Source organism: Acidovorax sp. NPDC077693 (assembly GCF_044542805.1).
Classification (GTDB): domain Bacteria; phylum Pseudomonadota; class Gammaproteobacteria; order Burkholderiales; family Burkholderiaceae_C; genus Acidovorax.
On the sequence record NZ_JBITVD010000011.1, the window covers coordinates 204258 to 223796 of the forward strand.

The 19539-nt window shown below is 61.3% G+C and carries 18 protein-coding genes and 2 pseudogenes; 7 read left to right on the forward strand and 13 right to left on the reverse strand.

Going from position 1 to position 19539, the window contains the following annotated elements:
• Nucleotides 1–7: 7 nt before the first annotated feature.
• From ACIGHN_RS17235 to ACIGHN_RS17270, 8 genes are all read right to left on the reverse strand, one after another.
• Nucleotides 8–280, reverse strand: coding sequence for a VirB3 family type IV secretion system protein (locus tag ACIGHN_RS17235; RefSeq protein WP_396505303.1), 273 nt, complete (start codon nt 278–280; stop codon nt 8–10).
• Nucleotides 277–609, reverse strand: coding sequence for a TrbC/VirB2 family protein (locus ACIGHN_RS17240; RefSeq protein ID WP_396505304.1), 333 nt, complete (start codon nt 607–609; stop codon nt 277–279). Before ACIGHN_RS17240 ends, ACIGHN_RS17235 begins: the two co-directional genes overlap by 4 nt.
• Nucleotides 606–1646, reverse strand: a complete 1041-nt coding sequence (gene trbB, locus ACIGHN_RS17245) for a P-type conjugative transfer ATPase TrbB (protein WP_396505305.1) — start codon at nt 1644–1646, stop codon at nt 606–608. The genes ACIGHN_RS17240 and trbB overlap by 4 nt, the downstream gene beginning before the upstream one ends.
• On the reverse strand, nt 1643–2113 hold the full coding sequence (locus ACIGHN_RS17250) for a CopG family transcriptional regulator (RefSeq protein ID WP_396505306.1): 471 nt from the start codon (nt 2111–2113) through the stop codon (nt 1643–1645). The genes trbB and ACIGHN_RS17250 overlap by 4 nt, the downstream gene beginning before the upstream one ends.
• Nucleotides 2110–4119 (reverse strand): conjugal transfer protein TraG, encoded by a 2010-nt coding sequence (locus ACIGHN_RS17255; protein ID WP_396505307.1) that lies wholly within the window; start codon nt 4117–4119, stop codon nt 2110–2112. Before ACIGHN_RS17255 ends, ACIGHN_RS17250 begins: the two co-directional genes overlap by 4 nt.
• A gap of 257 nt (nt 4120–4376) precedes the next feature.
• Nucleotides 4377–5261 carry a LysR family transcriptional regulator gene (locus ACIGHN_RS17260; RefSeq protein WP_396505308.1) on the reverse strand — a complete coding sequence of 295 codons (885 nt, stop codon included), beginning with the start codon at nt 5259–5261 and terminating at the stop codon, nt 4377–4379.
• 571 nt (nt 5262–5832) lie between these two features.
• Nucleotides 5833–6321 carry a limonene-1,2-epoxide hydrolase gene (locus ACIGHN_RS17265; protein WP_396505309.1) on the reverse strand — a complete coding sequence of 163 codons (489 nt, stop codon included), beginning with the start codon at nt 6319–6321 and terminating at the stop codon, nt 5833–5835.
• Nucleotides 6322–6366: 45 nt separating this feature from the next.
• Entirely contained in the window at nt 6367–7140 is a 774-nt protein-coding gene (locus ACIGHN_RS17270; RefSeq protein WP_396505310.1) for an SDR family NAD(P)-dependent oxidoreductase, read from the reverse strand.
• Between the two features lie 133 nt (nt 7141–7273).
• Between ACIGHN_RS17270 and ACIGHN_RS17275 the strand changes: the two genes are divergently transcribed.
• The 3 genes from ACIGHN_RS17275 (at nt 7274) to ACIGHN_RS17285 (ending at nt 10728) form a co-directional block, all read left to right on the forward strand.
• Nucleotides 7274–8155 (forward strand): AraC family transcriptional regulator N-terminal domain-containing protein, encoded by an 882-nt coding sequence (locus ACIGHN_RS17275; protein ID WP_396505311.1) that lies wholly within the window; start codon nt 7274–7276, stop codon nt 8153–8155.
• 100 nt (nt 8156–8255) lie between these two features.
• On the forward strand, nt 8256–9008 hold the full coding sequence (locus tag ACIGHN_RS17280) for a nitroreductase (RefSeq protein WP_396505312.1): 753 nt from the start codon (nt 8256–8258) through the stop codon (nt 9006–9008).
• A 19-nt stretch (nt 9009–9027) separates the two neighbouring features.
• Nucleotides 9028–10728, forward strand: coding sequence for an acyl-CoA synthetase (locus ACIGHN_RS17285; protein ID WP_396505313.1), 1701 nt, complete (start codon nt 9028–9030; stop codon nt 10726–10728).
• Nucleotides 10729–10732: 4 nt separating this feature from the next.
• Here ACIGHN_RS17285 and ACIGHN_RS17290 read toward each other — a convergent pair whose 3' ends face one another.
• Both ACIGHN_RS17290 and ACIGHN_RS17295 read right to left on the reverse strand, forming a co-directional pair.
• Entirely contained in the window at nt 10733–11374 is a 642-nt protein-coding gene (locus ACIGHN_RS17290; RefSeq protein ID WP_396505314.1) for a Crp/Fnr family transcriptional regulator, read from the reverse strand.
• Between the two features lie 282 nt (nt 11375–11656).
• Nucleotides 11657–11846: pseudogene (locus ACIGHN_RS17295) on the reverse strand (hypothetical protein); the annotation flags it as partial.
• A 45-nt stretch (nt 11847–11891) separates the two neighbouring features.
• Between ACIGHN_RS17295 and ACIGHN_RS17300 the strand changes: the two are divergent.
• Nucleotides 11892–12204: pseudogene (locus tag ACIGHN_RS17300) on the forward strand (methylglyoxal synthase); the annotation flags it as partial.
• Between the two features lie 295 nt (nt 12205–12499).
• Here ACIGHN_RS17300 and ACIGHN_RS17305 read toward each other — a convergent pair.
• From ACIGHN_RS17305 to ACIGHN_RS17315, 3 genes are all read right to left on the reverse strand, one after another.
• Nucleotides 12500–13177, reverse strand: a complete 678-nt coding sequence (locus tag ACIGHN_RS17305) for a glutathione S-transferase family protein (RefSeq protein WP_396505315.1) — start codon at nt 13175–13177, stop codon at nt 12500–12502.
• Between the two features lie 66 nt (nt 13178–13243).
• Nucleotides 13244–13864, reverse strand: a complete 621-nt coding sequence (locus ACIGHN_RS17310; RefSeq protein ID WP_396505316.1) for an isochorismatase family cysteine hydrolase — start codon at nt 13862–13864, stop codon at nt 13244–13246.
• Between the two features lie 42 nt (nt 13865–13906).
• A complete protein-coding gene (locus tag ACIGHN_RS17315) occupies nt 13907–14659 on the reverse strand; it encodes an SDR family oxidoreductase (protein ID WP_396505317.1) in 753 nt (250 codons plus the stop codon).
• A 140-nt stretch (nt 14660–14799) separates the two neighbouring features.
• Between ACIGHN_RS17315 and ACIGHN_RS17320 the strand changes: the two genes are divergently transcribed.
• The 3 genes from ACIGHN_RS17320 (at nt 14800) to ACIGHN_RS17330 (ending at nt 19269) form a co-directional block, all read left to right on the forward strand.
• On the forward strand, nt 14800–15711 hold the full coding sequence (locus ACIGHN_RS17320; RefSeq protein ID WP_396505318.1) for a LysR family transcriptional regulator: 912 nt from the start codon (nt 14800–14802) through the stop codon (nt 15709–15711).
• A gap of 370 nt (nt 15712–16081) precedes the next feature.
• A complete protein-coding gene (locus ACIGHN_RS17325; protein ID WP_396505319.1) occupies nt 16082–17722 on the forward strand; it encodes a tannase/feruloyl esterase family alpha/beta hydrolase in 1641 nt (546 codons plus the stop codon).
• Between the two features lie 629 nt (nt 17723–18351).
• Nucleotides 18352–19269: a LysR family transcriptional regulator gene (locus ACIGHN_RS17330; RefSeq protein WP_396505320.1), complete on the forward strand. Its 918-nt coding sequence runs from the start codon at nt 18352–18354 to the stop codon at nt 19267–19269.
• Nucleotides 19270–19539 lie beyond the last annotated feature (270 nt).

Here is a 19539-nt window from a genome sequence, read left to right on the forward strand (position 1 = left end):
CCCCGCCCTACACGTCCAGCAGCGGCCGCTGCTTGATGTGGCGCACGAACACCGGCAAGAACTGCGGGTCCATGCGCGCGCCCCAGACCGCCAGCGTGTGCCCCGCGATCCAGAGCACCAGGCCCGGCACCCACAGCTGCAAGCCCAGGCCGACGGCAGCGGCCAATGTGCCATTGGCAATCGCCACGGTGCGCGGCGCGCCGCCCAGCAGAATGGGTTCGGTCAGCGAGCGGTGCAGCGGCACCTCGAAACCCGGTGGCAGGCTGTGGGGCAGGTTCATGCCAGCACCGCCCCGCCCGAGAACGAGAAGAAGGACAGGAAGAAGCTCGAGGCCGCGAAGGCGATCGACAGCCCGAACACGATCTGGATCAACCGCCGGAAGCCTCCCGAGGTGTCGCCAAAGGCCAGCGTGAGCCCGGTGGCGATGATGATGATCACCGCGATGATGCGCGCCACCGGCCCCTGGATGGATTCCAGGATGGACTGCAGCGGCGCCTCCCAGGGCATGCTGGAGCCGGCGGCCTGCGCCGGAACCGCAAGGGCCAGCAGCAGGGCGGCCAGGGCCGCTGCCCGCAGGCACGGATGTACGGAAAGACGTGGATGCGTCATGAAGATTCTCCCTTGGTGGATGAAGTTGAAGATGGCGAATGCGGTGCGAAGACCTGCTGAATTGGCGGAAACGGCGGCCCGAGCGAGCCATCGAGCTGGTAGCCATCGCGGTCATGGCCAATGACGCGCACGATCTCGCGCACCCGGCGCGCATGGCCGCGCCCGGCGATAAAGACGATCACATTCACCGCCTCGGCGATCAGGGCGCGCGGAACGGCCAGGCTGACCTCCTGCACCAGTTGTTCCAGCCGCGTGAGCGCGCCCGCCGATGATCCCGCGTGCACCGTGGCGATGCCGCCCGGGTGTCCCGTACCCCAGGCCTTGAGAAGGTCCAGCGCCTCGGCGCCGCGCACCTCGCCAACCACGATGCGGTCAGGCCGCAGGCGCAGGGTGGCACGCACCAGGTCGGCCATGGTGGTGACGCCCGGCTCGGAGCGCATGCCCACGTGGTCGTCGCTGCGGCACTGCAGTTCGACCGTGTCCTCGAGGATCAGCACGCGGTCGCCGGTGTCGGCGATCTCGTCGAGCAGCGCATTGGCCAGCGTGGTCTTGCCGGTGCTCGTGCCACCTGCCACGACGATGTTCAGGCGCTCGCGCACTGCGGAGCTAAGGAAGGCCGCTTGTTCCTCGGTCAGGATGCCGTCGTCCACGTACTGTGCAAGCGTCATGATGCGCAGCGCCCGTTTACGGATCGCGAACGAAGGCGAGCGCACAACGGGCGGCAATACGCCCAGGAAGCGTTCGCCCGTCTCGGGCAGCTCGGCCGAGAGAATGGGCAGACCCGCATGTACCTCGGCGCGCACATGGGCCGCCACCAGGCGGATGATGCGTTCGGCGACCGGCGCCGACATGTGATGCCCCGTGGGGCAACGCCCGGAACCGAGCCGATCCACCCAAAGCGACCCGTCAGGGTTCAGCAGCACTTCGACCACCTCGAGGTCTTCGAGTGCGGCAGCGATCTCCGGCCCCATGGCGGTGCGCAGCATGCGGATGCGGCGCTGCGTAGGTTCGGCGGATAAAGGGCGGGAGCCGGTCATGCGCCGCCCTCCCCACCCTGAGGCGAAACCGAAGCCGATGGCGCCGGAACATCCCCATCCAGGGGAGCGTTCTCCTCATGGATCTCACGTACCAGGCTGCGCCCGCGCTGGATGTGGCGGGCCAGTTGTTCGATGAACTGCGCATAGCGGGCGCGCCCCTGGGCACGCAGGGCTTCCTGCTGCTGCTCGGGCACCGGCAAGGCCACGGTCAGGTAGTGGCGCAGGTACAGCGCCACGGTCTCGATCAGGATGGCCTGGTCGCGCTCCAGGCGCTCGAACTGGCGCGAGAGCCGGTCCAGGCGCTTGGCCGTCGCCGCCTCACGCTGGTCCGTCGCATCGGGTGACAGGAAGGACGCCAGCGCCGCTGCAATCACCGAGGACTTGGAGACACCCCGGTGGGCCGAGAAGTCCTCCAGGCGCCGAGCGTGCTCAGGCTCGACGAAGATGTTCAGGCGGGCGCGCGTCACAGGACAATCCCGTCGTCAGGATCCAGAGCCGCCAGGCGCGCGTTACGCACCAGCTGGCAATCCCGGTCACGCGGCAGCAAGGGCGCGCCATTGTCATCGCGCTCATCGTCCAGCAGGATCAGGTCCTGCGCCCCGTCGTCGCGCGAAGGCGCGAACGCGGCTTCCAGCTCCGGCTTGAGCTGGTGTCCACCCTCATCGGCTACACCGCCCGCACCACCGCCCATGGTGGCCGAAGCAGCCGCCAACACCGGCAACATGCTCCAGTCATCCGACCGCCCCGCTGGGCGATCGGCATAGCCGCCGCCCACCAACACCGGCGCAGTCAGCACCCTTACCAGGAAGTTCCGATCCTGGTAGTAGCGCAGCTTGCGCGCCCGGATCGGCGCGTGGCCAGAGACCATGACCACGGCATCGTCGGGCGGCAGTTGCATCACCTCGCCCGGCGTGAGCAACGGGCGGGCCGTCTCCTGCCGCGAGACCATCAGGTGGCCCAGCCAAGGTGCCAGCCGGTGGCCGGCGTAGTTGCGCTGGGCGCGCAGTTCGGTGGCCGTGCCCAGTGCGTCGGAGATGCGCTTGGCCGTGCGTTCGTCGTTGGTGGCAAAGGCAATGCGCACGTGGCAGTTGTCCAGGATCGCGTGGTTCGGACCGTAGGCCTTGTCGATCTGGTTGAGCGACTGCGCGATCAGGAAGGCCCGCAGCCCGTAGCCCGCCATGAAGGCCAGCGCCGACTCGAAGAAATCGAGGCGCCCCAAGGCGGGGAACTCGTCGAGCATCAGCAGTAGCTTGTGCCGGCGCTCGATGCCGTCGGAACCATCGAGCGACTCGGTGAGGCGTCGGCCGATCTGGTTGAGGATCAGGCGGATCAACGGCTTGGTGCGGCTGATGTCCGAGGGCGGCACAACCAGGTACAGCGACACCGGATGTGCGGAGGCAATCAGGTCGGCGATGCGCCAGTCGCAGCGCGAAGTGACTTCGGCCACCGTGGGGTCGCGGTACAGGCCCAGGAAGCTCATGGCTGTGGACAGCACGCCCGAACGCTCGTTCTCGCTCTTGTTGAGCACCTCGCGGGCGGCAGAGGCCACCACGGGATGCACGCTCTCCGCTAGATGGCGAGTGGTCATCATGCGATGCAGCGTCACCTCGAAGGGGCATGCTGGATCGGACAGAAAGTTGGCGACGCCGCGCAGGGTCTTGTCTTCGCCTGCATAGAGCACATGTAGGATCGCACCGACCAACAATGCATGGCTGGTCTTCTCCCAATGGTTGCGGCGCTCGAGCGCCCCCTCGGGGTCGACCAGGATGTCGGCGATGTTCTGCACGTCGCGGACTTCGTGATCGCCGCGCCGGACTTCGAGCAAAGGATTGTAGGCAGCCGACCTAGCGTCGGTGGGATTGAAAAGAAGGCAGTGTGAGAAACGCGCGCGCCAGCCTGCAGTGAGATTCCAGTTCTCGCCCTTGATGTCGTGGATCACTGCCGAGCCTGTCCAGGACAGCAGCGTGGGCACCACTAGGCCCACGCCCTTGCCCGAGCGGGTAGGTGCAAAGGCCATCACATGCTCCGAGCCCTCGTGCCGCAGGTACTCGCCATTCTTGGAAGTTGTCCTGCCCAGAAAGACACCACGGAACTTCGTCAGGCCCGCCTTCGCAATCTCCTCGGGCTCGGCCCAGCGCGCGGAACCATAGGTCGTCACACGCTTGGCCAGACGCGCTCGCCAGACTGCCATCACAATGGCTGCGCCGGTCGCCAGCATTCCGCTCGACGCGGCGATGACTCCCCCGCGTTCAAAGACCTGTGGCGCATAAGCGTCGTAAAAGTACCACCATTCGAACAACCTCCACGGCTCGTAGACCGGCATTCCGGAGAGGTCGAACCAAGCAAGCCCGAGCCGTGGCTGATAGCCCAAAGCATTCGCCGTCCATTGCGTGGCCGCCCACACGCCGCCCAAGGCCACGCCGAGCACCACGAAAATCTGTCCGAACAGGATGCCGGTCGCTGCCGTAGGCATAAGGGCCACCTCCTTGGCGTATGGTTTCCAGAACGCATGCGCCAAACGGCATGCAGGCATCAAGTCTGGAATCGAACTGCCGCGACTCACACCTATGGAGGCGTGGGGCAGCGTACGCTGGCGGAGATAGCTGGTTCGCGACGCGATATAGCTCAAAGCATGAGCCGCCAAGCGGCCAGAGCTTCGCAGTAGACGTCTGCTGCGTCCAAAGCTATTGGCGCGGAGGGGCGGACTGAGCGAGCACTACGCCGTAACTCTCATTGCAAAGATGTAGCGTGAGTAATGAACCGTTGCACAGCCGGCTGCGAAGACGCCGTCCAAGGTTTGTGCAGCACGTAGGTGGTGAAGTGGATCGGTTCAGCAAGTCGAACCACCGCGATGTCTGTGCGCTTCAGAGTTCGCATGTGATCTGCGCTAGCGACCCCCACACCTAGGCCGACAGCCACTCGGGTCAGATAGCCGGTCAACGTCCGAGCCTCAGCAACTGGAGTGTGAGAAAGAGAATACAGCCGAAGAATTTCGTTCATTTGCTGACACAAACCTGGATGAAATGCCGCATCGCAAGCAATGGCAGGAAAACTCAGAAGCTCGGAGAGAGAAAGCTCTTCGCGTCGAGCGAGCTCATGTCTCGGCGACAGAATTGCTACGGCCAGGCTTTCCCAGGCAGGCTGTTGAACGACGGAATCCTCCTCCGGAAAACCGAAAGAAAACCCCACATCCACTTCCTCGCTGCGTAGCGCGGTCATCAGTTCCATCGTGCGCATCTCTGTAATCTCTAAAGGAACGTCTGGAGAAATCGTCCGCCAGCGGACCAGGCACTCAGCCAGTTTCGGCTGCGCAGTGCTCTCGTCCACACCGATGCGCAATGGCTCCCGGTGCCGCGCATCGGTTTCGCGCACAACACGTTTTGTGCGTTCTATTCGTATGAGAAGTCTGCGCGCATGGTCGAGCAGCTTTTCGCCAGCTGGGGTAAGTTCTAACCTGCGCGGCTTGCGGACAAACAGAACTACGCCCAGGCGCTCTTCCAAATCACGGATTGTGCGAGAGAGAGGAGTCTGATCGATGTGGACGCGCTCTGCGGCGCGGCGGAAGCTCAATTCTTCAGCGACAGCGATGAAGTAGCGTAAATGTCGGATGTCCATTGTCTTATTCCGCCAACACCTAATTGTGCAAACGCCAGCGACGTGTGCAGGTCCTTTGCGCAACGGACGTCGCGACGTCAACTTTATAAATCCGTCTCTGGCGTTCAAAGCTGAATCAACGACAAGTCAGCCCGAAATACACAAATCGATACCAATAACAATTTCTATGAATTTCCCCAAAGAACCTCCGCATTTGCTCCGCCCAATACCACGAGCGAAAAGATTGCGGCGCCTCAAGAGAACGATGCCAGCGCGGTTCTAAAAAAGTACCTCTCTGCGTTCGTAGTTGCCAACAACTTCCATAAGCGATGGCGGCTCAAAAATGCCTAAGCTGATCCGGCTCAGGACGCGATCTTCGTTGCGTCTCGTGAATCTCACCCGGTGCAATTCGGCAGCACGATAGCGGTGCGTTGTACGTTTGGACACAGGGGTGGCTCATGAGGCCGAGTGCATCGGTCGACATGGCAGGCTTCAATACATTGGCGGATTCAACGACAGTTGTCGTGGAATGATATGGAGCATATGGCTCGACGAAACTTTCACCTGGTGACTTTTAGGGGCGCAGTTGAACCTATCGCTGATCTCTCGATATTTTTTTAGCAAAGTTGACGTCGAAGTAGTCACGCCAGGCGACGATGCAATCACCGTCTACTTCGAAGATGCCCATGACCTTCACTGCGGCGATCGCGCTCCCATCCGCGCGCACGAAGCGATCCAGCCGCTCGGTCAGCACGCGATTGCCGTCCGCAGCGATAGCAAGCAAGTCGAAATGGACTGCTGCGATGTCCGGCGATCTGCCGGGCCGCTCTAGAAAAGCTATCGCCTCTTCAATGCCTGTAGTGCTAGATACGCCTTCATTTACCCAGACAGTGCTGGGGTTGAACCATCGCTGAATAGCTGCTTTTCCGTTGTCTTTGGCGAAGGCCGCGCTGAAGGCCGTCACGGTTTCGATAGGTGTCGGAGTTTTTTTGCCCCCGGCCTTGCTCAATGTGTGGCAGGTTTGAGACCAGGCACCCGTGGAGAACATTACGGCAGCCATTGCTGCCAGCACATGCTTCATTTGAATGGCCTCTCGATGGTTTAGGTTTGCTATGCGATGCGTGTGCTACAGCAGCTGCCCACCTGACACATCGAACGATGTGCCATTGGCCCACGCCAGGTCGCTCGAAAGAATGGCTGCGACCGCTCGCCCGATGTCGTCCGGCTGGCCCACGCGCCCCAGCGCGATGCCTTGGGCCACATAGGCGTTGACCCCTTCGTTGTCCCGCACGGCTCCACCCATGAAGTCGGTTGCGATAGCGCCCGGGGCAATGGTGTTCACCCGGATACGGCGCTCGCCCAGTTCGACCGTCATGTAGCGGGTCAGCACTTCCACGGCGGCCTTCACCGCCGCGTACACGCTGTAGCCGGGCAGCGTAAAGCGCGTGAAGCCCGTGGACATATTGAGGATGCTGCCACCGTCTTCGAGAAGGGGCAGCAGCCGTTGCGTCAGGAACAGCGGTGCGCGCAGATGGGCGTCCACCAGGGCGTCGAACTGCGCTTCGGTCGTGTCGGCAAACGGGGCATGCAAGCCGATGCCGGCGTTGTTGATGAGGTGGTCGAAGCGAGCGCGCTCAAAACGATCTTGCAAGGACGCGCTGACCGCCTCGGCGAATGCTGCAAAGGACGCGGTGTCGGCCACATCCAGCCGGAGCATCACCGCCTTGCCGCCCTTTGCCTCGATCTCCCTTTGAAGCGCCTCGGCTTCATTGTGGCCCGTGCGATAGGTCCCGACAATGCCGACACCCCGCTCGGCCAGATGCAGGGCCATGTTGCGGCCGAGCCCGCGGCTTGCGCCGGTAATCAGGGCAATTTTTTTTGTAGTCATCACTGAACTCATTTCATTTCCATGTTTGAAATGGCGGATATCGCCAAGAGCTCACAATTTATGGCGAAGCGCTTTTCAGGGCTTGCCTGATGCGCTTGTTCTCTTGCACGATCGAATCACCCACTTGATACCCGCCGAGTCCCCCATGGAAACCCACCTTTCGACCCAACTGGAAACTGTGTTGCACAACATCCAACCCGGGACTTTGAAGTCGCGCATTCCCCGCATCGAGCTGCATGTCGATCAGGGGCAAGAAAGCGAGAGCCCTTGCCAGTACCGTGCCATGGCGTGCTTCGTCTTGCAGGGAAGCAAGCGCGTCTCTCTGGGTGACAAGGTGCTTCGCTACGAGGCGGGCCACTACCTGATCAGCGCACTGGATTTGCCGCTCATGGGGCAGGTCTACAGCGATGCGCGCCAACGGCCCTATGTTGCTCTGACGCTGGTGCTGGACCCGGCGCTTCTCAATGAGTTGATCCTGTCGATGCCGGATTCGCGCGGCAGCGAAAGCAGCGAGCCGGGGCTATCGACCGCCCCCATGACCCGGGAGCTTGAAGATCTCATGGCCCGCGCCCTGGTGCTGATGGGGCGGCCAGAGGACATCCCCATCCTGGCCCCGATGGTCGAGCGGGAGTTGCTCTATCGATTGTTGTCAGGGCCCCAGGCAACGCTGCTGCGCCAGATTGCAAGTGCCAAGGGGCCGTTGCCGAAGGTCCGAAAGGCCATCGGCTGGATTGGCCAGAACTTCAACCGGCCCATCAAGATCGATGACGTCGGCGCAGCCTGCGGGATGAGCCGGGCGAGCCTGAATCGCAGTTTTCGGGAAATCACGGGTCTGAGCCCGTTGCAGTATCAAAAGCAGCTTCGGCTTCTGGAGGCACGCCGCCTGCTGATCGGCGGCGAGCACAGCGTATCCGGTGCGGCGTTCGCTGTTGGTTACGAGAGTTCATCGCAGTTCAGTCGCGACTATCTCAGGCACTTCGAAGTTAGCCCTAGCCAGGACCTGCGACGAACGGCCCAAGCCGCCTAGGGCGTTTAGAGAAGGAGCTCGTCGGTGAATGACTCTGGCCAAACTTGTAAGTGTCGTTGAATCGACAGTCATGATCGGCCTCAATGCCTAGCATGCGAGCATGAACAGTTCCTACTCTGCGCCAGAAAATGCCAACCACCGGCGGTTGGCTGCCCCTGGTGCCTCACCCCAAAGAGCCCAAGCCGTAGATTGGGCAATCATTTCGCGGCGCAGCATTCGCGCCTTCCTGCCTACGCCGGTCCCCCGCGAAGAGGTCCATGCCATCCTGGACGTGGCGCGCCATGCAGCCTCTGGCATGAACACCCAGCCCTGGCGCGTGCATGTGCTAGCGGGCAGCGCCAAGGAACGGCTGAGTTCAGCCATCGCTACGGCGGACAACGATGGGGAAGCGTCCACGGCACTCACAGAGCCCTACCACTATTACCCACTCGAATGGGTATCGCCTTATGTGGATCGACGCCGCAAAGTGGGCTGGGACCTGTACGGCCTGCTTGGCATTGCCAAGGGTGACAAGGCGCGCATGCACGCGCAACACGGCCGCAACTATCGTTTCTTTGATGCGCCGGTAGGGCTGATCTTCACGGTGGACCGTGTCATGCAGGCTGGCAGCCTCATGGACTACGGCATGTTCCTTCAGAGCGTGATGGTGGCAGCCCGTGCACGCGGGCTTGATACCTGCCCTCAGGTAGCGTTCACCAAGTTTCACCAGATCATCCATGCCGAGCTGGGCATACCCGACACCCACATGGTGGTCTGCGGCATGAGCTTGGGCCATGCCGATCCAGCCCGCATCGAGAACACGTTGGTGACTGAGCGCGAGAACGTCGAATCCTTCACCACCTATCACGAATAGCAGCTATGGAGACAACAGCATGAACCCCACTACGGCAAGCAGCCCCTCACGCAGTCCCTACCAGAATGGCCTGGAACGTACACCCGCCAACCACCTGCCGCTCACGCCTCTCGGTTTCCTCGACCGCAGCGCACTGGTCCACCCTGACGGAATTGCTGTGGTACATGCGGGTGCCAAGCAAACCTGGGCGCAGACGCGCGATCGTGCCTACCGCCTGGCCAGTGCACTCGCACAGCGCGGCGTGCGGCGCGGCGACACCGTGGCCATCCTGGCGCCCAACACGCCCGCCATGCTGGAGGCGCACCTGGGCATTCCCCTTTGCGGTGCGATCATCAACGCCATCAATTGCAGGCTCGACGCCGAGGGCATTGCTTTCATCCTGCAGCACGGCGAGGCGCGCACCCTGTTGGTGGACAGCGAATTCGCGGCGCTGGCAGACAAGGCCGTCGCGGGCCTGGGCCAGCCGCCGCAGGTGGTCGTCGTACACGATGCGGGCCTACCCGCGCAGCCGGCCATTGGAGCAATGGACTACGAAGCCCTGCTGGCCGAGGGCGACCCGGCCTTCGAAGGCCTGTGGCCCGAAGATGAGTGGGACCCCATCGCGCTGAACTACACGTCGGGCACCACGGGCGACCCCAAGGGCGTGGTGCCCAGCCACCGCGGCGCCTACCTCATGAGCCTGCTGCAACTGACCGACTGGGCGATGCCGCGCCGCCCGGTGTACCTGTGGACGCTGCCCATGTTCCACGCCAACGGCTGGTGCTTCACCTGGGCCATCACGGCGGCGGCGGGCACGCATGTGTGCCTGCGCAAGGTCACGGCCAAGGCCATCTTCGAGGCCATTGCCGAGCATGGCGTGGACCACTTCTGCGCCGCGCCCACGGTGTTGGCCATGCTGGCCAATGCACCGGCGCACGAGCGCATCGCGCTGCCGCGCCCGGTGCGGGTGCTCACAGCGGGCTCGCCACCGCCGGCCGCCATCCTGCAGGCGATTGCCGCGATGGGCTTCGATGTGGACCATGTCTATGGCATCACCGAGGTCTCGGGCACGCCCGTGAGTTGTGTGCGCCAGTCGGGGTGGGCGTCCTTACCGGACACCGGACGCGCCCAGTTGCAGGCGCGCCAGGGCGTGCGAGCCGCTGCGCTAGAGCACCTGCGCGTGCTTAACCCCGACACGCTGGAGCCCGTGCCAGCCGATGGTGTGACGGCCGGCGAAATCATGCTGCGCGGCAACACTGTGATGAAAGGTTACCTCAAGAACCCCGGCGCCACGGCCAAGGCCTTTGCGGGTGGCTGGTTCCACACCGGTGACATCGCGGTGCTGCACCCGGATGGCTATGTGCAGATCACCGACCGTTCCAAGGATGTGATCATCTCGGGCGGCGAGAACATCTCCTCGGTGGAGGTAGAGGACGTGCTGCACAGCCACCCTGCCGTGCTGCTGGCCGCCGTGGTGGCACAGCCCGACGAACGTTGGGGCGAGGTGCCTTGCGCCTTCGTGGAGCTCAAGCCCGATGCGGTGGGCACGGTCAGCGCCGACGAACTGATCGCGTTTTGCCGCGAGCATCTGGCGCGCTTCAAGTGCCCGCGCCAGATCGTATTCGAGGTCTTGCCCAAGACCGCCACCGGCAAGATACAGAAGTTCCGCCTGCGCGAGATCGCGGGCAGCCGCGAGGCCATCACAAAGCTGGCGCAAGTTCAGACCGAGCCTGCAGGCTGAGCGTTCAGCCTTCGCGGGCAATCAACTGCAGTATCTTCAGGTCGATCACCTCGATGGACCCATAGCCCAGGCGAATGGCACCCCGGTCCTGCAGCTCCTGCAGCGCCCGGTTGGCCACCTGGCGCGACACGCCCGACAGGCGCCCTAGCTCTTCCTGCGACAGCGTGATGCGCCGCGCGGTGTTGGGGAACAGCGCATCGTTGAACAGCCCCGACAGGCTGTAGGCCACCTGCGCCGTGGTGTCACCCAGCCGATCGGTTTGCACCTGCGCTACATAGTGGGCCAGGCGCGCGTTGAGCTGCCCGATCAGCCACAGCGCAAAGGGATGGCTCTCGTGTAGCAGCCGCAAAAACTCGGTGCGCGGCAGCAGTGCCACCACGCTGTCGGTCAATGCCGTCACCGCATAGGGCCGAGGCTCATCCTTGAGCACCGAGCCTTCGCCGAACCATGCGCCCGATGGCACGCCTGCGAACGTGCCGATCCGACCTTCTTCGGTAATGTTGTCGAGCTTGAGCATGCCCTCCATCACGCCGGCCCAATGCGCAGGGGGCATACCGCGTGCAAATACCGTGCCGCCAGCAGCAAAGCTGCGCACCGTGATGGCACTGCGCACGCGTTTAGCTTCCTCGCCGGTCAGAGAGGACATCCAGGACGACTGGGAAAGAAACGAGTCAAGCGGGTCTGGAGTCATGTTTATTCAAGCGCACGGTGCTTCGCTCAGATTTTGCGGCAGATAGCGGCTTGCGCCAATCTTGTCACACCCAAAATAGTGAATCGCCGCGGTTTCTGAGACGGCATGGTCCGCCCACCTCTGCCACTGGCTCAGACGTGTGGCCGTCATCCCGTAAAGCCGGGGTCGATGTCGCTATTTCAGTTGCAAAGTGCCAGAGTGACCGCTCTCGCAACCATTGATCCTGGAGTCTGCTTACTCAGCCATGTCCTTCGCTTGAACTCCCAGCAGCCAAGCTTGCCCGCCGTCCTGTAACGCCTCATCGGCCAGCGTTTGAAGCGGCACAGCCCAGAGCCTTGACGGCACGCCAAATGCGCATGCGTACCATGGCCGCCGCAGATGGAAGGCGGACAACGAAGGCCAGCCAAGTGTCAGAGGTGAGAGACATGACGGCAGCTTAATGATCCGTCATGAGTTTGCAAAGATGTAGCGATCTCTCAAGTCGGCCATGGTGGACTTTGCGCACCGCCATTTCGACCTGCACCCGCAAATGCAAGAGCGCTTTGCCACCGGCACCACGGGCGGGAGGCTCAAAGAGATGGCTTGGTCACGCGGCTGGCCGCGGGAGCGGCCGTGGGTGCAGCCCCTGCGCAGCGGTCTGCTGGGCGGCGATGCGCAGATTGCCGAGCTGGTGCTCGCCCAGCGCTGCGACAAGGTCGCTGTTCTTCGAGGATCTGCATGTCGCGCGCCAGCACGAGGCGGACATCCAGCTGCTGGAGCGCGCAGTCTGCACCAAGAGCTTCTAGGCCGCCTGCTACCACACGCCGACCATGGCCGACGCCTGGGCCAAGGCTTGGAAATAGAGGCCAAACGATCGAAAGCCTGGAGTTCTCGCCCGATAGAATGCTGAGCTGACGTTCTACAAGGCCGTTGAGTTCCGTCGCCAGAAGTTTCTGCTTTACCTTTCGACGCCAAACCCAGGGTGGATTTGACTAGGTCTGCACGGAAACCATGCATGCCGCCCCCCTCGCATCAACACCGCCACCAACGTGATCTTCGGTTCCGAAAAAGCGACCCTCCGCCCATTTGGGGATGCAATACCTATGCAGTCGCCAAAAGTGCCCCCCTCTCCTGCAAATGCTGGCGGAACAGGCTGGCATAGTCTTTCCCGACAGCCCCCTGGCTGCTCGGACGCCGAGCCAGAGCGAGACGCCAATTTGCCACCCGTTTCAGCCCATCAAACACAGGGTGTCTGGGCTCAAACCCGAGCATGTCGAAGTAGCGAAAGACCGGGGCCATGGCAGCATCGACCATGCTGAAACCTTCTCCGGCGAAATAGGGGCCGTCCGACATATCGGCCTCAAACCGCTCCAGCTTTTTCCTGAAAGCAGTAGCTTTGGCACCGGCTGTCTCGGGGTCGGAGGCATTCAGAAATCCCCATGCATCCGTCAGCGTGGCAGACGCGAATTCAATCCACGCGCGATGTTGTGCACGCAGTAGCGCATCCTGCGGATGCAAAGCAGGGCTGGGTTGCACATCCTCGGCATATTCGCAGATCGCTACGCTTTCAAACAGAACGGACTCGCGCCCGTTGGCGTGCAAGACCTTGAGCAAAGGAACCTTGCCCGTTGGCGAAATAGCAAGGAACCAGCTAGGTTTGTCGTGAAGATCTACATTCACCCGCTCGAAGGCGATCCCCTTTTCGTGCAACACGATGGCGACCCGCTGAACGAAAGGACAGAGGGGGTGACTGATAAGTGTCAGCTGTGGTTGTGACATAAGAAGACGCCCTGTAAAGATGAGCTCCCATGCGGGAGGGTGGCCCGGTAGCGGGTAGTTTTGGTTTTATGACTTCAAAAATTCTTGAGTCGTCACCGCGTTGCCGTAAAAGGGCAAGATGTCCGTCAGGAACGAGGCTTGCTGCTCCTGCGTGAAAGCAGCCGACGCGTCGTGGATGACGTTGGTGTGGTAGCCAAGGTCGTGCGCATTGCGCAGCGTGGATTCCACGCACTGGCGCAGCGCATAGCCCATCAGATAGATGTCTTCGATCTTGTTGTTGCGCAGGTAGCTGTCCAGCGTGGTGGCTGCAAAGGCGCTGCTGCCTCCGGTGCGTTCGCTGATCACATGCTCTCCATTAGCTGGCTCGAAGCCCGGGAAAAACTCCGTCTGCTTGCCGAGGAAGGACTGGTATGCGGGGATCATCGTGCGCAGGCCGTACTTGCCTTTGCCCAGCGCCTTGTAGCCGGGCTCCAGCACCATGGCAACGTGGATCACCTCCAAGTTGCGGCGACGGGCTTCGGCGAGCACCTTTTTGGCATTCACAACCGAATCGTCGAACTGCTTGCGATCCTGGAATTGAGGATTGATGCTGCCGGTAGCGGCCACCCAGTCGTTTTGGTATTCGATGAGGATCAGCGCACTCTTGCGAGATTCGTGGGTCTGTACGGATGTGGAAAGCGTGTTCATAGGAGCGTCTCGTTTTGCGTGTGGTGTCAGGGTCGTGGGAGATCAGCCGTTCAGCATGCGGCCGCCGTCAACGATGATTTCGGAGCCGACCGTCCACCGGGACTCGTCGGAAGCCAGGTACAGCACTGCCTTGGCGACTTCCTCCGGCGTGCCGAAGCGGCCGAACGGAATGGTTGCGGCGATGTCCTTGTTGGCCTGCGCGCGGTAGGCATCAGGAATGCCGAGCTTGTCGTACAGCGGCGTTTCGACGGGGCCAGGGCTCACGGCGTTGACACGAATGCCACGCCCTAGCAATTCGCTCGAAAGCGTTTTCGACATGTTGAGAAACGCGGCCTTGGTCGCGGCATAAACCGAAGAATTCGCCGCGCCGACGTGTGCATTGATCGACGTATTCAGCACCACCGATGCGGGGTTCGCAACGACCGGCAGCAAAGCCTGGATCAGAAAGTACGGACCCTTGACGTTGATGTCGAACGAGCGATCGAACATCTCTTCCGTCCACGCTTCGATCGGCATCCAGACCGAGACGCCGGCGTTGAGAAAGGCGATGTCAAGCTGGCCATAGTGGGCCTGGACGGCTTGCGCCAACTCCTTCTGAGCGGCCACGTTGGCAGAGTCGGCACGCAGCACCAGAACCTCGCTCCCCAGTTCTGCCTGGGCCTTGGCGATCGAATCCGGGTTGACGCCAGTGACGATGACGCGGGCGCCTTCGGCCAGGAACTGTTTGGCCGTTTCCAGGCCAATGCCGCTGGTGCCGCCGGTGATGAGAGTGCGTTTGCCTTGCAAGCGGGACATGGTGTTTTCCTATAGTTCTTTCGGGGTCAGCAGACTGGCTGACTTGCCTTGTGAAGAACTATAAATTCATGCCCAAAGAAAGATAAGTTTGCAACTTCGAATATATTTCATTCATTGGAAGCATGAATTGGAGGCTTGTCGTGGACCGGTTCTTATTAATGACCTGCTTCGCTCGTGCCGTAGAGACAGGCAGCTTCTCCGCTGCGGGCCGCGACTTGGGGCTGGGCCAACCGAACGTCAGCCGTTATGTGGCGGCACTGGAAGACCATCTGCAAGCTCGGCTGCTGCACCGGTCGACACGCAAGCTAGCCCTCACGCCAGAGGGGGAACGCTACTATGCGGAAGCTCGGAGAATTCTTGATGCCGTGGAGGAATCCGAGTCTTCTTTCAGGGAGAACGTCGCCCCATCCGGCTTGCTGCGTGTCGCCTGTCCAACCGCACTGAGCTATGCGTTTGTGCTGCCGCATGTGCCTGCCTTCCTGGAGCGCTATCCAGGATTGACACTGGACCTCCAGACCAGTGACCGCTATGTGAATCTGGTCGATGAGGGGGCTGAACTCGCGATTCGGATCGGCCACTTGGAAGACAGCGCACTGCGCGCGCGGCGCATCGGTTTGTTCAAGCGCGTGTGCGTTGCCAGCAAGGGATATCTGGCCAAACGTGGAGTTCCCGCTACCCCCGACGATCTACGCGGGCACGATTGCGTGGTCTACACCCTGCTGTCGTCTGGCGCCACCTGGCGTTTCAGGGATATCGAGGTTCCGGTCACGGGCAGGATCCGGGTCAGCTCACCCGAGGCCGCACGCGAATCTGTCAACGCGGGGCTAGGGGTCGGCCTTGGCCCGGAATGGTTGTTTGAACACGGGCTGAAGAACGGGAATTTGCAATTGCTGCTGACAGAATATGACGCCCCGCCGGTGCCGATACAAATCATTTATGTGGCGAACAGACTTCTCGGTAAGCGGGCCATCGTCTTCATGGATTTCATCGCCGAAGCGTTCTCCAGGGTTCCAGCACTCAACGTCCGCGATGAGTTGCCTCGATTGCCATAAATCCAAGCGACGCATCGGACAGAGGTTGTCCCCCCACCTCATGCGGCGGAGGCGCCAATATTTCCCCAAATGGATCTTGGAGATAGCTTGGCCATCAACCATTACTGATCGCATTTCCTCACGGGAAGGGCAGCCACGACCAGCTTGCGCTCGGCTCACCGACGCATTTCGGGGAGTAAGCTGGGCCCGCCCACGACGGTGAATTGTGTGCCGAATAGCATCTGTTGAAGTGGTTCTAAAGACAGCCTGTGCAGGTTGGAGCTGATCTCAAATGTCTGTATCAGGACAGTCAGACCCGTTGATCAATGACACATTGCTCGGGGGGCAAGCAGGCGTTTGCTTCACTTCCAAACGAGCTATCGGAGACAAAATGATCGCATTCAACAGACCACCTCGCGGTTCCGCAGCGGCCGTCGCCGCCACACCCTATCGCTACGGCCGGCGCGTGACCGGACTCACTGCGGTGAACACGTTCGCCCTGACGCTGATGACCTCTCTCTCACTGGTCGGCTGTGGCGGCGGCTCCTCGGTACCATCGACTCCGGCGCTATCGGCCGAGGCCGCATGCATGCAACTGCAGGGCCAAACTTTCGAAGGCGCCATCGTCACCAAGGCGCAGTTCTTTCCGACGGCAGGCAACATGCCCGAGAACTGCCTCATACGCGGCGAAATGCCCCAGGACCTAGTCTTCGAGGTCAGAATGCCAACGGTCTGGAACCATCGGACTGTCTTCATGGGTGGCGGCGGATTCGATGGAGTCATCACCGCCAGCGCATATAGCCCCGGCGTTGCCGAGCAGGGCTATGCAACGATCGCCACCAACCACGGGCACACCGCAGTGCCGCCGTTCGGCGATGGAAGTTTTGCACTGAACGCCGAGATGCTCAACGACTATGCGTACCTGGCTGTGCCGCGTGTGCTTGCCCCAGCAAAGGCGATCATGAAATCCCATCTGGGCAGCGCGGAAGTAGCCAACTCGAAGATGGTGTACGAAGGTTGCTCCGGTGGTGGCCGCCAAGGCCTGATTCAGGCACAGCGCTTTCCAAACGCATTCGATGGTGTCATTTCGCGCGCGCCTGCCAACGCCTATACGCCGCAGTTCCTGTACTACCAAAAGGTCATGAAGCAACTGGCCAAGCCTGGCTCGAGCCTCACCAAAGCAAAGGTGCAGACTCTTGCGAACGCGGTGATGGGCCAGTGCGACGGACTCGACGGGCTCAAGGACAACGTGATTGGCAGGCCCGACCTTTGCACGGTCAACCTGTCCGCGCTCAGGTGCACGGGCGCTGAGTCGGATTCGTGCCTGACGGATGCCCAACTGGAATCGGTCAAGACGATGTATGAACCCACCAGCGTGGCTGGTGGCCGCTACACATGGCCGGGATTTCCTTTTGGGGGAGAGTCGGCCGACCCTGCACACCTGCAAGGCTGGGGAGGATTCGGTCAGATGCAACTCGGCGGCGACTTCATGAAGTACTTCGTTGCGCAAAGCGCCACAGCGGACCCTTTGCAAATCGATCCAACCCAGTACACGTCGCGGCTTGACTATCTCGTCGGCTTAATCGATGCAGTGAATCCGGATCTATCACAGTTCACCGCGCGCGGGGGCAAGCTCTTGCTTTGGCATGGCATGACGGATTGGCTGATAACGCCCCAAAACACCACGGACTACTACAACAAAGTGGTTGCATCTGCGGGCGGCCAAGCCGCAGCGGATCAGTTTGTTGAGTACTACCAGGCACCTGGCGTGGATCACTGCTCCAACGCATTCTCCGGCGTCAGGATTGGCGTGGGACAGGGTGCTGACGCGGTTGATCTAGTGGGGCCAATGTTCGACTGGATCGAAAGAGGCGTGAAGCCATCGAGCAAAAAAATTGTCGCTACCGACAGCCTGGCAGCGCCGGGAACCAAGGCTATGCAGCGACCTCTTTGCAAATACCCGCAATACGCAAAGTACAACGGGAGCGGAGATCCGAACGCTGAATCAAGCTTCACCTGCACGGCGCCCTAGTTTTTCTGCAGGCTGCCCGGCGGCGCAACAACCACAAGCCGCCGACTTTCCACGCATCGTCCGCTGTACGTCCGAAATTTTCCAACGCAAGGCCTTGTAGATGTTGCCTGGGACAGGCGGCGTGGATCCACGCTTGCGACCTTGTTCACATCGTCATTTTGTTGAAGTGCTCGGAGCCAGGGGCGCGCGTGCAGTTGAGACACGTTCATTCGGCGAATCCAGGCGTAGATGAATAGCTTTCAAGGGTCGCGTGCCGCCAACCTACATTGGCCGTAAGCCAGTCAGTAGTTGCGCGAAGCACGGCGGAGAAGAGGGCAAGCCCGGGAACCGGTACGCTTGTCAATATCAATTCGAGGCGATTAGGCAAGTCAATGATCCGATTGGGTGTTTCTGAGGTTGGATGCTGAGATATCGTCCCGAGGCATCCGCCGGGCAACGGCTTCTCTTTTTGACACGACACACCATCGAGCAACAAAGTGAAAAGCCACATCGCAGTGCCAGCGCTTGACTTCTCGCACATGTTCGGCAGCACAACCTGCGCACATGGCGGACTTGTCAGCCCCTGCTGCTGCAAATCTCCTCAAACAAGTTTTATCAATCAATCTCAAATGGCTAACTAAGGGAGACCCATGGACCAGATACAGGCCATGCGCATATTCATGCGGGTGGTAGAGGCCGGCACGTTCACGAAAGCTGCGGGTTCGTTAAGCCTGCCCAAGGCGACGGTCACCAAGCATGTGCAGGTGCTGGAGGATCGGCTGCGTGTCAAGCTGCTCAGCCGCACCACACGGCGCGTCACCGTGACTCCCGAGGGCGCTTCCTACTACGAGCGCACGACACGCCTTCTGATGGACCTTGATGACATCGAAGCGAGCATGAGCAATGCCCGTTCGAACCCTCGCGGGCGAATGCGCGTCGACGTGGGTTCGTCCACAGCGCAGCTACTCATATTGCCCAACCTTGCAGAGTTCCATGCGCGATTTCCCGACATTCAGGTGGAGCTGGGCGTGAGTGATCGCATGGTGGACCTGATCAGCGACAACGTGGACTGCGTGATTCGCGCCGGCGAGTTGACCGACCAGTCCTTGGTGGCGCGGCGCATCGGCAACTTCGAATTCATCACCGTGGCCTCGCCCGGCTATCTGGCGCTCCACGGCACGCCGAAGCATCCGCTGGCGATCGAGGAGAACCACTCCGTCGTGGTCTATATGTCGCCACAGACCGGCCGCCACTACCCCCTGGAATTCCGGAAAGGCGAAGAGTCCATCAGTATCAATGGGCCCTACAAGGTGAGCGTGAACGAAAGCAATGCCTACGTGACGGCAGCCCTCTCGGGCCTGGGCATCGTCCAAATCACGAGCGACCAGGCCATGCCTCACCTCGAGAACAAGGCACTGGTTCGCATTCTTCCCGAATGGACACGCCCCCTGCTGCCGATCTATGTGGTGTACCCGCCCAACCGGCACCTCAGCGCCAAGGTACGAGCGTTTGTGGACTGGGCCGCGGAACTGACACAACGCACCCCCTACTTGCAACGCTTCGTTTGAAGATAGGTCTGTAGGGTGAGTCGCGGCATCATTCGGGATGAGTGCATGGCTGCATGCACAAGATGCGCCGAATCACCGCATGCCGGTCTGCATGACCTAAACCTTCGTATATGGACTCCCCCACAACAACAAGAGCCTGACCGATTGGGGACCAGCGGGTAAAGCACCTGCAGTCGTATATCCGGCATCTGTCGTGGACTCTGTGGTGGTCCGTGCCGACATGGAATCTGCATCACCACGTCGCCACACGCTACAAGCCGCAGGCAAGCT

What these genes read in the sequence shown, in the direction of transcription:
- ACIGHN_RS17235 (WP_396505303.1), bottom strand. Translation starts at nt 280, where the DNA reads ATGAACCTGCCCCACAGCCTGCCACCGGGTTTCGAGGTGCCGCTGCAC.
- ACIGHN_RS17240 (WP_396505304.1), bottom strand. Translation starts at nt 609, where the DNA reads ATGACGCATCCACGTCTTTCCGTACATCCGTGCCTGCGGGCAGCGGCC.
- trbB (WP_396505305.1), bottom strand. Translation starts at nt 1,646, where the DNA reads ATGACCGGCTCCCGCCCTTTATCCGCCGAACCTACGCAGCGCCGCATC.
- ACIGHN_RS17255 (WP_396505307.1), bottom strand. Translation starts at nt 4,119, where the DNA reads ATGCCTACGGCAGCGACCGGCATCCTGTTCGGACAGATTTTCGTGGTG.
- ACIGHN_RS17260 (WP_396505308.1), bottom strand. Translation starts at nt 5,261, where the DNA reads ATGGACATCCGACATTTACGCTACTTCATCGCTGTCGCTGAAGAATTG.
- ACIGHN_RS17265 (WP_396505309.1), bottom strand. Translation starts at nt 6,321, where the DNA reads ATGAAGCATGTGCTGGCAGCAATGGCTGCCGTAATGTTCTCCACGGGT.
- ACIGHN_RS17270 (WP_396505310.1), bottom strand. Translation starts at nt 7,140, where the DNA reads ATGAGTTCAGTGATGACTACAAAAAAAATTGCCCTGATTACCGGCGCA.
- ACIGHN_RS17275 (WP_396505311.1), top strand. Translation starts at nt 7,274, where the DNA reads ATGGAAACCCACCTTTCGACCCAACTGGAAACTGTGTTGCACAACATC.
- ACIGHN_RS17280 (WP_396505312.1), top strand. Translation starts at nt 8,256, where the DNA reads ATGAACAGTTCCTACTCTGCGCCAGAAAATGCCAACCACCGGCGGTTG.
- ACIGHN_RS17285 (WP_396505313.1), top strand. Translation starts at nt 9,028, where the DNA reads ATGAACCCCACTACGGCAAGCAGCCCCTCACGCAGTCCCTACCAGAAT.
- ACIGHN_RS17290 (WP_396505314.1), bottom strand. Translation starts at nt 11,374, where the DNA reads ATGTCCTCTCTGACCGGCGAGGAAGCTAAACGCGTGCGCAGTGCCATC.
- ACIGHN_RS17305 (WP_396505315.1), bottom strand. Translation starts at nt 13,177, where the DNA reads ATGTCACAACCACAGCTGACACTTATCAGTCACCCCCTCTGTCCTTTC.
- ACIGHN_RS17310 (WP_396505316.1), bottom strand. Translation starts at nt 13,864, where the DNA reads ATGAACACGCTTTCCACATCCGTACAGACCCACGAATCTCGCAAGAGT.
- ACIGHN_RS17315 (WP_396505317.1), bottom strand. Translation starts at nt 14,659, where the DNA reads ATGTCCCGCTTGCAAGGCAAACGCACTCTCATCACCGGCGGCACCAGC.
- ACIGHN_RS17325 (WP_396505319.1), top strand. Translation starts at nt 16,082, where the DNA reads ATGATCGCATTCAACAGACCACCTCGCGGTTCCGCAGCGGCCGTCGCC.
- ACIGHN_RS17330 (WP_396505320.1), top strand. Translation starts at nt 18,352, where the DNA reads ATGGACCAGATACAGGCCATGCGCATATTCATGCGGGTGGTAGAGGCC.